We start from the raw sequence: 14,388 nt of genomic DNA, 5'->3' as shown, positions 1-14,388 counted from the left end.
CTCGGGTCCGATCCGTGCTAGGATCGGACCTGCCCGGGGGATGGTGAGGGCCAGCAAAATTCGAATTCGGCCGCGCATGACGCGCCCATCCGACCCGGTTCCACTGGGGAGGAAAACCCATGCCATTCTACCTGTTCAAAGGTCGCTACACGACGGATTCGATCAAGTCTCTTGTCGCCCATCCGGAGGACCGGGAAGCCGCCGCGGGAAAGATGATCGAAGCGCTTGGCGGCAAGCTGCACCACCTGTTCTTCTGTTTCGGCGAAGAGGATGTGATCGCGCTGATCGAAGCGCCGGATGACGAGACAATGGCGGCGGGCGCTCTTATCGTCGGCGCCTCCGGCGCGATGGCCGGCGGGGCGACCGTGAAGCTGATGACCTCGAAGGAGGCGATGGCCGCAATGAAGAAGGCCGGGCAGGCCACCGGAGCTTACAGGCCCGTGGGCGCCTGAGATTTTTTCAGGGAGCGGGGCTGACCCGCTCCCTTCGCACAGGCAAATTCGACCGGAAGCGGAGGTCCGGTCAGCCCGGACATTTCGGAGGCCCTGGACAGGGGAAAGTCGCGCCCAACCAGCCATGGACGAATGACAAAAAATCGCCCATTCTCCCGGAAAATCGGGAGGACATTCATGATCTTCGAAAGCCGCTACCCGCCCGTCGCTTCGCGCGACATCACCATTACCGAACGGATCTTCGAAGGGCTTGACTCGCGCGCGGACCTGCCTGTTCTGGTCGATGGGCCCACGGGCAAGACCTTGACCGGCGCGCAATTGAAGGACCGGATCAAGCGCTTCGCGGGCGGGCTTGGCGAGCACGGGTTCGAGGGTGAAACGGTGGCGATCATGTCCACCAATCACATAGATTATCCCGTTGTGTTCCATGGGGTTGCCTATGCCGGGGGCACGATTTCCACGGCCAACCCGACCTATACGGCACGGGAACTGAATTATCAGCTGAATGACAGCGGGGCGACGCTGCTTGTCACCCATCCGGCCTTCATCGAGACGGCCCGTGAGGCGGCAAAGGACAGCGGTGTCCGCGAGATTGTTGTGCTGGGCGAGGCCGACGGGGCAACCTCTCTCGAGGCGTTTCTGGGCGCGCCACGCGAAGCGCAGGAGCCTGTCGACCTGGATGAGCACGTCGTGGTGCTGCCCTATTCCTCGGGGACGACGGGCCTGCCCAAGGGCGTCATGCTGACCCATCGCAACCTCGTCACGAATGTCGACCAGTCGCTGGGCGCCATCGATATCCAGCCCGGCGAATGGACGGTGGCCTTCCTGCCCTTCTTCCATATCTACGGCCAGACCGTGCTGATGAACGTCTACCTCGCGCGCGGCGCGGGCGGCGTCACCATGCCGCGCTTCGACCTCGAGCAATTCCTCAAGCTCGTGCAGGAGTACAAGACCCCGCGCATCTGGGCCGTGCCGCCCGTCGTCATCGCTCTGGCCAAGCACCCGATGGTCGATCAATACGATCTGTCCGCGGTGCGCGAGGTGTTTTCCGCCGCAGCCCCGGCAGACGAGACGCTGATGAACGCGATCAAGGCGCGGATCGGGGCCAAGGGCGTGCAGGCTTATGGCATGACAGAGTTGTCGCCCATCAGCCATATCGCGCCGGCAGAGAACGCCAAGCCCGGTGCCGTGGGCGTCGCCGTGCCCAATACGCAGTGCCGGATCGTCGATCCCGAAACAGGGAAGGATTGCGGAGCGAATGTCGAGGGCGAACTCTGGATCAAGGGGCCGCAGGTGATGAAGGGCTATCTGAACAAGCCCGAAGCGACCGCCGAAACCATCGTGCAGGACGGCTGGCTGCGCACCGGCGACCTGGGCCTGATCGACGATGACGGTGAGCTGTGGATCAAGGACCGCCTGAAGGAACTGATCAAGTACAAGGGCTTCCAGGTGGCCCCGGCCGAGGTCGAGGCCGCGCTTCTGGAGTTGTCAGAGGTCGCCGACTGCGCCGTTCTTGGCAAACGCGATGACGAGGCCGGCGAATTGCCCGTCGCTTTCGTAGTCCGTCGAGAGGGCGCGGAATGCACTGCCGACACCATCCGCGGCGCTTTGGAGGGCCGTCTGGTCAGCTACAAGATACCAGCCGAGGTGACTTTCATCGACGCGATCCCGAAAACGGCATCGGGTAAGATCCTGCGTCGCCAGCTACGGGACGCCTATACCTGAGTGGTGAATTCGGGATCGCCGGCTTCCGCCTGCGGCAGGCCATCGGCGATCTCGTAGTAATCACCCTTGTCGGCGCAGAAGATGTGCGCCTTGAGCGTCAATCCGGTCGGACTGTCCAGTGTGCCCGCCATGATCGCGAGGTTCGCGCCGGGTCCGTCCCAGAAGAGGTTCGAGCCGCAGACCGGACAGAACCCGCGCCGCGCGGTCGTGGAGGACTGATACCACCGCACCTCTCCGGCGATCTCGATGGTCTCCCTTGGTGCCGAGGTCGCCGCCACGTGATGTCCGCTGGTCTTGCGGCACTGGGTGCAATGGCAGGCGATCACGGGCCGAAGCGGGCCGGTCACATGGTAGGTGACGGCGCCGCAGAGGCAGGAGCCATTCACCGCCCGGTCCGCTCGAACCGAGCGCCGAGCCTTGTCATCAGGTCGTGGAAGATAGGAAAGGATGTTGCGACAGGAGCGGCGTCGTCGATCGTCACGGCCTGGCGCGCGGCCATGCCCAGCACCAGGAACGACATTGCGATCCGGTGATCCAGTCGCGCCTCGGCCATGCCACCGCCCGGCACGCCGCCCGCGCCAAGGCCGGTGACTTCCCACCAGTCCTCGCCTTCGTCCACGGTCACGCCATTGGCGCGCAGGCCCTTGGCCATCGCGTCGATCCGGTCGCTTTCCTTGACGCGCAGTTCCTTGACACCACGCATCGTCGTCTTGCCTTCGGCAAAGGACGCGACCACCGACAGGATCGGGTATTCGTCGATCATGCTGGCGGCACGATCCGGCGGCACCTCGATACCCTTCATGTCCGGCGAGAACCGGGCCCGCAGATCCGCCACGGGCTCGCCACCTTCCTCGCGTTCGTTCTCATAGGTCAGGTCGGCGCCCATCTCGCGGAGCGTCTCGAACAGCCCGGCGCGGGTCGGGTTCAATCCGATGGTCGGCACCAGTACGTCCGAGCCCTCGACAATCAGAGCGGCGCAAACCGGGAAGGCAGCCGAGGACGGGTCGCGGGGCACGTCGATTGACTGAGGCTTCAACTCGGGCTGGCCCTTGAGCGTGATCGCCCTGCCCTGTCCTGTTTCTTCGACGGAGACGACCGCTCCGAAGCCCCGAAGCATCCGCTCGGTATGGTCCCGCGTCGCCTCGCCTTCGATCACGACGGTCTCGCCCGGCGCGTTCAGCCCGGCCAGCAGTACGGCGGATTTCACCTGCGCCGACGGCATCGGCAGCGTGTAGCGGACCGGGACGGGATCTGCGGCGCCCACGACGGTCATCGGCAGTCGGCCACCCGAGCGCCCGTAGGCGCGCGCGCCGAAGAACGCCATTGGCTCGGTCACGCGGCCCATCGGCCGCGACCGGAGCGAGGCGTCGCCGGTGAAGGTCGCGGTGATCGGCGTTGTCGCCATCGTGCCCATGATCAGGCGCACGCCGGTTCCGGCATTGCCGCAGTCGATCACATTGTCCGGTTCGGCGAAGCCGCCGACGCCGACGCCGTGGACGTGCCACTCGCCGGACTCGTCACGCGTCACCTCGGCCCCGAAGGCGCGCATCGCGGCTGCCGTTGCAAGGACGTCCTCGCCTTCGAGAAGGCCGCGCACCCGAGTTTCACCAACGGACAAGGCGCCGAGGATCAGGGAACGGTGCGAAATCGACTTGTCACCCGGCACCTCGGCCACGCCGTTCAGGGCCGCGGCCTTGCGCGAGATCATCGGTTGCGGTTCGCCATGCCCGGACATTGTTGTTCTCCCTCGTGTCGCCGTTCTGTTAGCGCAGACATCGGACATCGTCCATGTCCCAAGCGTCACACCCGGCGGAAGGTCAGATAGTGCGGCACGCGACCTTCGCGCAGCGCCTTCTGCTCATAGCGCGTGCTGATCCAGTCGGACCAGGGTGTGCGCCAGTCCTCGGCACGCTCGGCCAGCCATTCGAACCCGGCCTTGGGCACTTCTTCCAGCGCCTGGCGCACATAGTCGGGAATATCCGTCGCGATCCGGAATTCGGCTCCGGGCGCAAGCACCCTGTGCAATGGCTGCAGATGTTCGGGTGTCACGAAGCGGCGCCGGTGGTGTTTCTTCTTCGGCCAGGGATCCGGGTAAAGGAGAAAAGCCTTCTCGATCGAACCATCGGGCAGCACATCCATCAGGTCGCGCGCATCGCCCGGATGCACGCGGATGTTCAACGCTCCGGCCCTGCGGATCTTGCCCAGGAGCATGGCCACGCCGTTGATATAAGGCTCGGCCCCGATAATCCCGACGCCGGGATTGGCAACGGCCTGATGCACCATGTGTTCTCCGCCGCCAAAGCCGACTTCCAGCCAGACCGGACGGTTGCCGAAGATCGCCGCGAGGTCCAGCATCGCGCGGTCGGGATTGTCTTCCCAGTCGACCCGTTCGAGACCGATCTCCTCGAGGTCCTTCAGATAGGATTTCTGGCTGTCGCGCAGTCCCTTGCCGCGAACACGTCCGTAGAAGTTGCGCCAGGGGGCGCCCGATGGGGATTTCCGTTCCATGGCGGGGAAGTGACAAGAGCCGAGGCGAAGGTCAAGCCTTGCCAAATCATGCGGTGACGGCGTAGGAACGAAGCATGAACTTCGTGGACCTGACCTTTGCCGGCGAACGGCTGACCGCGCGGGGTTCCGGCGCTCTTCACTGGGCTTCGGAGAATCTGCTGGTGGTCTCGGATCTGCACCTGGGAAAATCGGAACGGATTGCGCGGCGTGGCGGGGCGCTCTTGCCGCCTTACGAGACGGCCGAGACCCTTGACCGGCTGGAACGCGATATCGGCTCGACCAGGGCAAGGACGGTGATCTGCCTTGGCGACAGCTTCGACGATCTGGCCGCCGGAGAAGCGCTGGATGACACGCATCGCGACTGGATCCGGCGCCTGCAGGCCGGGCGGCGCTGGGTCTGGATCGAAGGCAATCACGATCCGGGGCCACTGGACATCGGAGGCAGCCATCTTTCGGAAGCGAAGATCGGGCCGATCACCTTCCGGCACGTTGCGGCGGAAGGCGCGGAGCCGGGCGAGATTTCGGGGCATTATCACCCGAAGGCGCGCCTGCGCGCCGCGCGGCGGCCATGTTTCATGGTCGACCAGCGGAGGATGATCCTGCCCGCATATGGCTGCTATACCGGCGGTCTGGACTGGACTACACCGGTTCTGCGCGCGCTTTTTGACGAAAAGGCGATTGCCTACCTGACCGGCCGATCCATCCTGGCCGTACCCGTTCCGAGGGCCGCATGATGCTGACACCCGAAATCGATGCAAAGGTCCGCGCGTCTTTCGCACGGCAGACGATGATGACGACGCTGGGCGCAGAGTTGCTTGACCTGGGCAAGGGAACCGCCCGGATCGCTGCGCCAATCCTGCCCGGGAGCCGCCAGCAGCAGGATGCGGGTCATGCCGCACTGACCTTTGCCATCGGCGACAGCGCGGCCGGTTATGCCGCCCTGACATTGTTCGAGCCGGACGACGAGATCATGACGGTCGAGATGAAGATCAACCTGCTGCGCCCCGCTGTCGGCGACCGGCTGATCGCGGAGGGCCGCGTCATCAAGCCCGGAGCGCGCATCACCGTCGTCCAGGCAGATGTGTTCGCAGAGACAGACGGCGTACGCAAACAGGTCGCGATCTTGCAGGGCACGATGATCCCGGTGACTCAATCACCCCAGTGATGGCAATTCGACGAGGGGCGCCTTGTCGGAAGGTCGTTCACTCGCCAGAGACGGCCTCGGTGTCGTCTCCCAGATCAACCTTGTTCATCAGCCATTTCATTATCCGCTTGGCCAGCATCAGGGCGATCAGCAGGACGATTGCGCTGATGATGAATGTCGCGATGGCCCCACCGATGCCGCCGTCAGCCTGATACGACTGATAGGCCCAGAAGCCGGACAGGCCGAGGGCGACCACAGGCCCGACATAGGCAACCAGAATGTAGCCAATCGTCAGAACGACGATGATCACGTTCAACATGATGCTCAGGTCCTCTTTGAACTCGAAGCAGCATAATAGCTTGAAAGGGCGCAAATATGGCGTTGCCCGGAAAAAGAAAACGCCGACCCGTTGCAACAATGCTCAGGCAGTGAGGCCCTCGGGCTCGGCCAGACCATGCATCCGGCAACACGCCGTCACGGTGTTTGCCAGAAGACAGGCAATTGTCATTGGACCAACGCCGCCCGGAACGGGGGTAATCGCGCCGGCAACACGGGAGGCACTGTCGAACTCCACGTCGCCGACGAGACGGGTCTTGCCCGCGCCTGCGTCGATCCGGTTGATGCCCACGTCGATCACGGTGGCACCCGGCTTGATCCAGTCGCCCGGCACCATCTGGGGACGGCCAACGGCCGCCACCACGATATCGGCCCGGCGCACCACGTCGGGCAGGTCTTTCGTACGGCTGTGCGCGATGGTGACCGTGCAGCTGTCACCGAGAAGAAGCTGCGCCATCGGCTTGCCCACGATGTTCGACCGGCCAATCACCACAGCATCCAGACCGGACAAGGAGCCATGATGATCGCGCAGCATCATCAGGCAGCCGAGCGGCGTGCAGGGCACCATGCTTTTCTGGCCGGTACCGAGCAGACCCACGTTAGAGATGTGGAATCCATCGACATCCTTTGCCGGATTGATCGCGTTGATCACGAGGTCTTCGTTCAGGTGTTTCGGCAATGGAAGCTGGACAAGGATGCCGTGAATCGAGGAATCGTTGTTCAGCTCGTCTATCAGCGCGAGAAGATGGGCTTCGGAGGTATCGGCCGGCAGCTTGTGCTCGACCGATTTCATGCCCGCTTCGACAGTCTGTTTGCCCTTCGAACGCACATAGACCTGACTGGCCGGGTCCTCGCCCACCAACACCACGGCGAGGCCCGGGGTGATACCGTGTTCGTCCTTCAGGCGCGCGACGTGAGTCGCCACCTTCTCGCGAACAGTCGCCGCGAAAGCCTTGCCGTCGATGATGGTTGCGGTCATGCCTTTACCTCTTCCTCGCACTCAGCCACGCCTAGTCCACTCTGCCCCGGATGGGCAAGACCAGGCTGCGATTGTCAAAACAGCCCTTCGATCTCGCCGGCTTCGTTTAGCCTGATATTCTCGGCCGCAGGCACCCGAGGAAGACCCGGCATCGTCATGATCTCTCCGCAGATGACCACGACGAACCCTGCCCCCGCCGAAAGCCGCACTTCGCGGATCGGCACCGAATGACCGGTCGGCGCGCCGCGGAGGTTCGGGTCGGTCGAGAAACTGTACTGGGTTTTCGCCATACAGACCGGCAGATTGCCGTAACCCTGCGCCTCCCACTCCTTCAGCTGATCGCGGATCTTCTTGTCGGCGATCACTTCGTCTGCGTGATAGATCGCTTTCGCGATGCGGTCGATCTTCTTGAAAAGCGGCATCTCGTCCGGATAGAGCGGCGAGAACTGCGAGCGGCCTGAGTCCGCGATCTCGGCCACGCGGGTCGCCAGTTCCTTCGACCCTTGCGAACCGTCGGCCCAGTGCTTCGAGACGATCGCTTCGGACCCCTGCTTTTTCACGTATTCCTGCACCGCAGCGATCTCGGCATCGGTGTCCTTGATGAAGTGGTTGATCGCGACCACTACCGGCACGCCGAACTGCTTGAGGTTCGCGATGTGCCGTCCGAGGTTGGCGCAGCCTTCCTTGACTGCGGCGACGTTCTCGGCCCCCAGATCCGCCTTGGCCACGCCGCCGTTCATCTTCATGGCGCGCACAGTGGCCACCAGCACGACGCAGTCGGGCGCGAGGCCGGCCTTGCGGCACTTGATGTTCATGAACTTCTCGGCACCGAGATCCGCGCCGAAGCCTGCCTCGGTCACCACGTAGTCGGCCAGTTTGAGGGCCGTTGTCGTCGCGATCACAGAGTTGCAGCCATGTGCGATGTTGGCGAATGGGCCGCCGTGGACGAAGGCCGGGTTGTTCTCGAGCGTCTGCACGAGGTTCGGCTGCATCGCGTCTTTCAGGAGAACCGTCATGGCTCCGTCAGCCTTGATATCGCGTGCGTAGATCGGGCTCTTGTCGCGGCGGTAGGCCACGATCATGTCACCCAGGCGCTTTTCGAGGTCCTTGAGATCGGTCGACAGGCAGAGGATCGCCATCACCTCGGACGCAACGGTGATGTCGAAGCCTGTCTGGCGCGGGAAGCCGTTCGACACTCCACCCAGAGACGTCACAACATCCCGGAGCGCGCGGTCGTTCATGTCGAGCACCCGGCGCCACGAAACGCGCCGTTCGTCGATCTGCAGTTCATTTCCCCAGTAGATGTGGTTGTCGATCATGGCGGAGAGCAGGTTGTGCGCCGCGGTGATCGCGTGGAAATCGCCGGTGAAGTGAAGGTTCATGTCCTCCATCGGCACAACCTGGGCATAGCCGCCGCCCGCTGCGCCGCCCTTCATCCCGAAGTTCGGGCCAAGCGAAGCCTCGCGGATGCAGATCATCGCCCTCTTGCCGATGGCGTTCAGTCCATCGCCAAGGCCTACCGTCGTCGTCGTCTTTCCCTCGCCGGCCGGGGTCGGGTTGATCGCGGTCACGAGAATCAACTTGCCGCTCTTGCGGTCTTTCACCTCGTTGATGAAGTCCTGACTGACCTTGGCCTTGTCATGGCCGTAGGGCAGCAGATGCTCGGCCCCTATCCCGATCCTTTCGCCAATTTCAAGGATTGGTTTCTTTTTCGCGGCACGGGCGATTTCGATATCGGATTTGACGGTCATGACAGTTCCCTATCGGTAGACGGCGGTATGCCGCCCTTGGCCCCGCCATACACGCTGGTCCAGAGCGGGGACGGCATTTTTTCGACATTTCTGACACCGGTTGCGTCGGATGGCTCTTTTCGAGTCAGTTCGGCCGCCACGCCCGTTGATCCGGGACATGCAGGCGCAGCCTATCCCCGATCCGGAAGACACCCTCGCGTTCGACCCAGGCCGTCACGCCGCGCTGTCCCTTGGCGGCCGCTCTGAACGCCTTGCCATGCCCGGGGCGGGCAGACTCGATCGTCATGGAGGGAAAGTGGCAGGGGCGGTTCTGCATATCGATGGTGACCGTTGCTCCGTCCGGCCCCTGCAAACGCGAGGACGGCGGGACATGGCTGAAGTCCGGGATACCGTCGATCACGACGGACGCGCCCAGCCAGGCCGGGTCGAGCGCGTCGAGTCCGATCGCCTGGGCGATCCGGGCCAGTTCTTCGGCGGAAACGATGGAGATCTGCCGGACGTTCCGGATCGGCGTACCCTTGGGATGCTGTGCGGTCACGCGCGAGCAGGATGGGCGGGTCTCTCCGGCATGGACCTCGCCGGCAAGCCCGGCAAATGTCAGGGGCATCTCGGGAATGGCGATCGTCTCGATCTCGGAGGCGTCCCGGTGCGGGACACGGCCAAGCCAGGTAATCGTTGCTGCGTGGTCGGTTGGGATGAGAGCGGGCATGGGCGCGATGTTGGCGTTGGAGAAGGATTGTGCAAGCTGATTCTGGATTCCTCAGGAGATCAGCGGTTTGCCCTCGTTCGCAGCACGCCGCGCCAGAAAGCCGTCGACGATCCGGTAGGTGTCGGGCATGAACCGGCCGCGCTCGTGCGCTTCGGCCCACCAGGCGGCTCCGCCGGGCGTCGTGAGCATCTCGAAGAACATGTTTGTAATGGCCTGCTCGAGTCCGACCAGTTTTCGCGGCAGCGAGTCGTTGTGCTTCACGAAGTTCCCGATGATGTGAATTCCCTGCTCGAGATACAGACCGAAGCTCAGCTTTTCGCCCTCGCTGAGCGCATCGTAGTCCCGATGCGCACGAACCAGGAATTCCGCGAAATCCCGATCATTGGTCACGCCCTTGTACGCCGTCAGCGCATCCAGCACCTCGCGCCAGTTCGACAATTCGGACTGCTTGCGCGTGAGATGAAGCTCGTAGCCGACAAAGATCAGCGACAGAATGATCGCGGCTGCGGCGACCAGGTCGGCGATATCGGCAATATTCGACAGTGTCATCGGCACCCTCCGGTTCCACATGATTGAACAAGGGGCCGGACCAAAAAACAATGCCCCGCACTTGGCGGGGCATTGAGAGGTCTTCGATCAGGCCGTGGGCTCCGGTTCCATCCCGCCATCGCCGCCCTTCTTGCGCGGCTTTGTTTTCGGTATGGCCGTGACGCTGGCGGTGCCGCCCGTGCTGGCGGGCGTATCGTCATCGTCGCCCCGGTTCAGCGGCTCTCCGGCGATCACCTTGGTGATCTCGTCGCCTGTCAGGGTTTCGTATTCGAGAAGGCCCTGGGCCAGACGCTCCAGATCGTCATGCTTTTCGGTCAGGATCCGCTTGGCCACCTCGTAGCCCTCGTCGACGATTTCCTTGACCTTGTCGTCGATCATCTTCTGCGTGGCTGCTGAATGGCTTGCGCCTCCCTGGTAGCTGCCCAGGTAGGACTGCTGCTCGTTGGCGTAGTCCACGTAGCCCAGTTCCGGCGCGAAGCCGAACTGCGTGACCATGGCCCGCGCAATCCTGGAGACCTGCTGGATGTCGGAGGCTGCACCGGAGGTGACATTGTCAGCTCCGAAGATCAGCTCCTCGGCCACGCGCCCGCCCATCGCCATGGCGATCTTGGACTTGTACTTGCGATAGCTGACAGACAGCTGATCCCGCTCAGGCAGCGAGAGCACGAGGCCCAGCGCCCGGCCGCGCGGAATGATCGTTGCCTTGTGGATCGGGTCGTGCTGCGGGACGTTCAGGCCAACGATGGCATGGCCCGCCTCGTGATAGGCAGTCAGCTTCTTCTCGTCCTCGGTCATGACCATCGAGCGCCGCTCGGCACCCATCATGACCTTGTCCTTTGCGTTCTCGAAATCCTCCATCGTCACGAAGCGCCGGCCCACGCGGGCAGCCATCAAGGCAGCCTCGTTCACGAGGTTCGCCAGGTCGGCACCCGAGAAACCGGGCGTGCCGCGCGCGATGATGCGCAGATCTACGTCCGGACCCAACGGCACCTTGCGGGCATGCACGCCAAGGATCTTCTCGCGGCCCTTGATGTCGGGGTTCGGCACCTGCACCTGACGGTCGAAGCGGCCAGGGCGTAGAAGCGCCGGGTCCAGAACGTCCGGCCGGTTGGTCGCCGCGACGATGATGATGCCCTCGTTCGCCTCGAAGCCATCCATCTCGACCAGAAGCTGGTTCAGCGTCTGCTCGCGCTCGTCATTGCCGCCGCCGTAGCCGACGCCACGCGAGCGGCCCACGGCGTCGATTTCGTCGATGAAGACGATGCAGGGCGCGTTCTTCTTCGCCTGTTCGAACATGTCGCGGACACGGCTGGCACCCACGCCCACGAACATCTCGACGAAGTCGGAACCCGAGATGGTGAAGAAGGGCACACCCGCCTCGCCCGCGATCGCGCGGGCCAGAAGCGTCTTACCGGTACCCGGAGGGCCAACAAGGAGGGCGCCTTTCGGTATCTTGCCGCCAAGGCGGGAGAACTTCTGCGGATTGCGCAGGAACTCAACGATCTCTTCCAGTTCTTCCTTGGCCTCGTCGATGCCCGCCACGTCATCGAAAGTGACGCGGCCGTGCTTCTCGGTCAGAAGCTTGGCGCGCGATTTGCCGAAGCCCATCGCACCACCACGTCCACCGCCCTGCATCCGGTTCATGAAGTAGATCCAGACGCCGATCAGGAGAAGGAACGGCAGGAAGGTCATCAGGATTGTGACGAAACCCGACTGTTCCTGCGGCTTGGCGCTGAACGAGACATTGTTGTCGACCAGAAGGTTGGTCGTATTGGCGCCTTCGGGCTGGATCGTGACATAGTCACGGTCATCGATGCCGCGGAAAATGATCCTTTCGCCGTCCACGGTTGCCGTCTTGACATCACCGGACTGAACCCGGCCGACGAACTCCGAATAGCTGACCGTGTTGGTGGCAATCGAGGATTGTCCGCCGGAAATCAGGTTGAATAGCGCCAGGATCATCAGGAACAGGACGACCCAGAAGGCGATGCTGCGCGCGTTGTTCAAAGGGGGCTCCTTTGGAATTTTGGCAGTGGCAGAGCGCATCTCTGCCGGGCTGCCACATTAAATAGCCATCGAGGCCGGATCTTCAACGGGATAAGAGGAATTGGGTAAAACTGCCGCGCCCTGTTGCCGATGCGGTCCAGCCGTTCAAAAAGCCTGCCACGGGAGCTGCGATCAGTTGATCCCCGCGCCAGACCGCGGGCGACGACAAAAGGCTGGTGCGCGGACGCCCGGTTTCGCGCCATTCCGGGCAGTCCTTCACTGCGTCGCCGAGCGCGCGAATCTCGAGATCGGCGGCATGGGGACCGTCGAGTTTCCAGCGACCGTCCCACATCTGGTCCGTCGGACAGTGAATACTCTTTACCGCGTTGTATTCGCGAGAGATTCTCAGTCCAGCGTCATGCTCACCAGAGGATACAGAAAGGCTCAAGATGCAGCCGCACAGCGTATGGGTCCGGGCTTCTCCGCACAGCGCGATTTCCAGTTCGGCAAGCGCGCTGCGGCGGGGCGGATAAGTCAGGCCGCCGACCCACTGGAGGGCCGAGACGAGCAGTCGGCGCTCGATCTCGTCGGGGACAGACGGTTGCCTAAATCCCGTCAGCAGGATGTCGCCGTGATCTTCAGCGACGATGCGGGTCGCCTCCTGAACCGCGTAGTAGTTCAGCGCCTGCCTGGCTGCCGCAAGTTGATGGCTGACGTCAGACAACGCTTCGGCATCGATTCCGAGTCCCGACAGAGCGGAAAGCGCATCACGCGCTCTTATCCTTTCGAACTGCCTGTTCTCATTGGACGGGTCCTCGATCCAGGCGATGGAACGGTTTACCAGGTACTCGCGAAGCTCAGCGCGTGACCTGCCGAGCAAGGGTCTGATCCAGCGTATGCCGTTTCGCTCGAACTGCGCGTCCATCGCCGCAAGGCCGTCCACGCCAGACTTGCGTGCCAAACGCATGAGGAATGTTTCGGCCTGATCATCCATCGTATGGCCCAACGCGACACAGTCGATGCCGCGCGCGCGCGCCCAGTCGGCGATCATTCTATAGCGTGCCTCCCGCGCCTCGGCCTGGAGATTACCGCTTTCCACCGCGCGGTTCCATTGGAGCGTGCTGTGCGGAACGCCCCGGGCTGCGCAGAACCGCGACACGGATTCGGCTTCGTCGGCCGCCTCGGGCCTGAGGCCGTGATCAACGGTCACGGCTTCCACGGGAAGACCATGCTCCAAACCGTAGACGATCATCATGTCGAGCAGCGCCATGGAGTCGCCCCCTCCGGACACGCCAACGCCCAGCCGGGTCGGCTGGGCGCGTTTCAGCACTGAAGCGCTGGAATGCCGGTTCGGGTCGCCTGACCTTTCTTCCCCGCTCACGAGCACCCCATGCTGGCCCGAGCCGCCTGCGCCTCGATCGAGGCTTCGGAGGACGGGAAACGAAGCGTGACTTCGGACAGGGTAATGCAGGCCTCGGAGGACTGACCGAGGCCGTCAAGCGCCAAGCCGAGCTTGAGCAAAGCCGTCGGAGACGTCGGGCCGTTCGGTGTGCCGGAGTAGCTTTCCAGATAGGCGCGCGCCGCGCTGGAAGTCTTGCCCAGGTTCTGCAGCGCCTCGCCCCGCATCAGATGCGCAAGACCGCTGAGGGGACCGCCCTGGTAGGTGTCGGTGAACCTTTGCAGCTGATCGGCGGCCCCTTGATAGTCGCCCGACTCGTAGGCTGCCCGTGCGCGCTCGAAATCCTCGCGTTCGGCGACGGCAAGTTCGACGCCCGCCGTGTCGATGCTTCCGGCGGCAACGCCTCCAATCTGGGAGCCGCCATCCGTGACGGGAGCCTGAGCCACCGGCGCCGTTGCGTTGGCGGGCGGCAGAGCGCCGCCGCCGAGCGTCGGGGTATCGCCCAACGCGCCGATGTCGCAGCCCGCTTCGAGTTCGCATAGACGAAACTCGAGATCGCCGATCCGGTTCGTTCCGTCCGCCACGACGGAATCGACCCGGTTCGTCAGTTGTTCGGTCGCCGCCGTCAGGCGCTGCAGTTCGGCTTCCATCTGGTTGACCCGATCAAGCGTGTTCGTCGCCGAGAGGTTGGAATTTGCACCCCCGGTGGTCGACAGCTCGCGTTTCAGTTTCTGGATCTCGACGTAAAGGACCGTCAGTTCCTGACGGATATCCGCCAGAGTTGCCGCACGGTCCTGCGCGATGGCAGGCGTTGCGACCAGAAATGCAGCGATCAGAAACGCGCGCATGG

Annotated in this window: 15 protein-coding genes; 4 read left to right on the top strand and 11 right to left on the bottom strand. The window is 63.4% G+C overall.

The window, feature by feature from the left end:
- Positions 1–119 precede the first annotated feature (119 nt).
- Positions 120–452: a GYD domain-containing protein gene (locus ACKLNI_RS20090; RefSeq protein ID WP_413720893.1), complete on the top strand. Its 333-nt coding sequence runs from the start codon at positions 120–122 to the stop codon at positions 450–452.
- Positions 453–629: 177 nt separating this feature from the next.
- A complete protein-coding gene (locus tag ACKLNI_RS20085; protein ID WP_413720892.1) occupies positions 630–2,177 on the top strand; it encodes an AMP-binding protein in 1,548 nt (515 codons plus the stop codon).
- Here the strand turns inward: ACKLNI_RS20085 and ACKLNI_RS20080 are convergent.
- The 3 genes from ACKLNI_RS20080 to trmB form a co-directional block, all read right to left on the bottom strand.
- Complete coding sequence (locus ACKLNI_RS20080) at positions 2,168–2,563, bottom strand: GFA family protein (protein WP_413720891.1); 396 nt, start codon at positions 2,561–2,563, stop codon at positions 2,168–2,170. The genes ACKLNI_RS20085 and ACKLNI_RS20080 overlap by 10 nt on opposite strands.
- Positions 2,560–3,912 carry a 3-phosphoshikimate 1-carboxyvinyltransferase gene (gene aroA / locus ACKLNI_RS20075; RefSeq protein ID WP_413720890.1) on the bottom strand — a complete coding sequence of 451 codons (1,353 nt, stop codon included), beginning with the start codon at positions 3,910–3,912 and terminating at the stop codon, positions 2,560–2,562. The genes ACKLNI_RS20080 and aroA overlap by 4 nt, the downstream gene beginning before the upstream one ends.
- Positions 3,913–3,977: 65 nt before the next feature.
- Positions 3,978–4,685 carry a tRNA (guanine(46)-N(7))-methyltransferase TrmB gene (trmB, locus tag ACKLNI_RS20070; RefSeq protein ID WP_413720889.1) on the bottom strand — a complete coding sequence of 236 codons (708 nt, stop codon included), beginning with the start codon at positions 4,683–4,685 and terminating at the stop codon, positions 3,978–3,980.
- Between the two features lie 74 nt (positions 4,686–4,759).
- Here trmB and pdeM point away from each other — a divergent pair, with 74 nt between their 5' ends.
- Both pdeM and ACKLNI_RS20060 read left to right on the top strand, forming a co-directional pair.
- The gene (gene pdeM / locus ACKLNI_RS20065) at positions 4,760–5,419 is read left to right on the top strand and encodes a ligase-associated DNA damage response endonuclease PdeM (RefSeq protein ID WP_413720888.1); all 660 of its coding nucleotides are present in this window, start codon (positions 4,760–4,762) and stop codon (positions 5,417–5,419) included.
- Between the two features lie 2 nt (positions 5,420–5,421).
- The gene (locus ACKLNI_RS20060; protein ID WP_413721131.1) at positions 5,422–5,850 is read left to right on the top strand and encodes a PaaI family thioesterase; all 429 of its coding nucleotides are present in this window, start codon (positions 5,422–5,424) and stop codon (positions 5,848–5,850) included.
- Positions 5,851–5,887: 37 nt separating this feature from the next.
- Here the strand turns inward: ACKLNI_RS20060 and ACKLNI_RS20055 are convergent, their stop codons facing one another.
- The 8 genes from ACKLNI_RS20055 to ybgF form a co-directional block, all read right to left on the bottom strand.
- Positions 5,888–6,148 carry a hypothetical protein gene (locus ACKLNI_RS20055; RefSeq protein ID WP_413720887.1) on the bottom strand — a complete coding sequence of 87 codons (261 nt, stop codon included), beginning with the start codon at positions 6,146–6,148 and terminating at the stop codon, positions 5,888–5,890.
- A 102-nt stretch (positions 6,149–6,250) separates the two neighbouring features.
- A complete protein-coding gene (gene folD / locus ACKLNI_RS20050) occupies positions 6,251–7,144 on the bottom strand; it encodes a bifunctional methylenetetrahydrofolate dehydrogenase/methenyltetrahydrofolate cyclohydrolase FolD (RefSeq protein WP_413720886.1) in 894 nt (297 codons plus the stop codon).
- Positions 7,145–7,218: 74 nt separating this feature from the next.
- Complete coding sequence (locus tag ACKLNI_RS20045; protein WP_413720885.1) at positions 7,219–8,895, bottom strand: formate--tetrahydrofolate ligase; 1,677 nt, start codon at positions 8,893–8,895, stop codon at positions 7,219–7,221.
- Between the two features lie 124 nt (positions 8,896–9,019).
- The gene (locus ACKLNI_RS20040; protein ID WP_413720884.1) at positions 9,020–9,604 is read right to left on the bottom strand and encodes an MOSC domain-containing protein; all 585 of its coding nucleotides are present in this window, start codon (positions 9,602–9,604) and stop codon (positions 9,020–9,022) included.
- 51 nt (positions 9,605–9,655) lie between these two features.
- Positions 9,656–10,153, bottom strand: coding sequence for a hypothetical protein (locus tag ACKLNI_RS20035; RefSeq protein ID WP_413720883.1), 498 nt, complete (start codon positions 10,151–10,153; stop codon positions 9,656–9,658).
- Positions 10,154–10,240: 87 nt separating this feature from the next.
- Positions 10,241–12,160 carry an ATP-dependent zinc metalloprotease FtsH gene (gene ftsH, locus ACKLNI_RS20030; protein WP_413720882.1) on the bottom strand — a complete coding sequence of 640 codons (1,920 nt, stop codon included), beginning with the start codon at positions 12,158–12,160 and terminating at the stop codon, positions 10,241–10,243.
- 82 nt (positions 12,161–12,242) lie between these two features.
- On the bottom strand, positions 12,243–13,520 hold the full coding sequence (gene tilS / locus ACKLNI_RS20025) for a tRNA lysidine(34) synthetase TilS (protein WP_413720881.1): 1,278 nt from the start codon (positions 13,518–13,520) through the stop codon (positions 12,243–12,245).
- Positions 13,517–14,386: a tol-pal system protein YbgF gene (ybgF, locus tag ACKLNI_RS20020; protein WP_413720880.1), complete on the bottom strand. Its 870-nt coding sequence runs from the start codon at positions 14,384–14,386 to the stop codon at positions 13,517–13,519. Before ybgF ends, tilS begins: the two co-directional genes overlap by 4 nt.
- Positions 14,387–14,388 lie beyond the last annotated feature (2 nt).

Origin of the sequence: Silicimonas lutimaris, from assembly GCF_047314965.1 — a bacterium.
GTDB lineage: Bacteria > Pseudomonadota > Alphaproteobacteria > Rhodobacterales > Rhodobacteraceae > JAVJUV01.
Note: the sequence above shows the minus strand (reverse complement) of the source record. Positions and strands in the feature narration are given on the sequence as shown.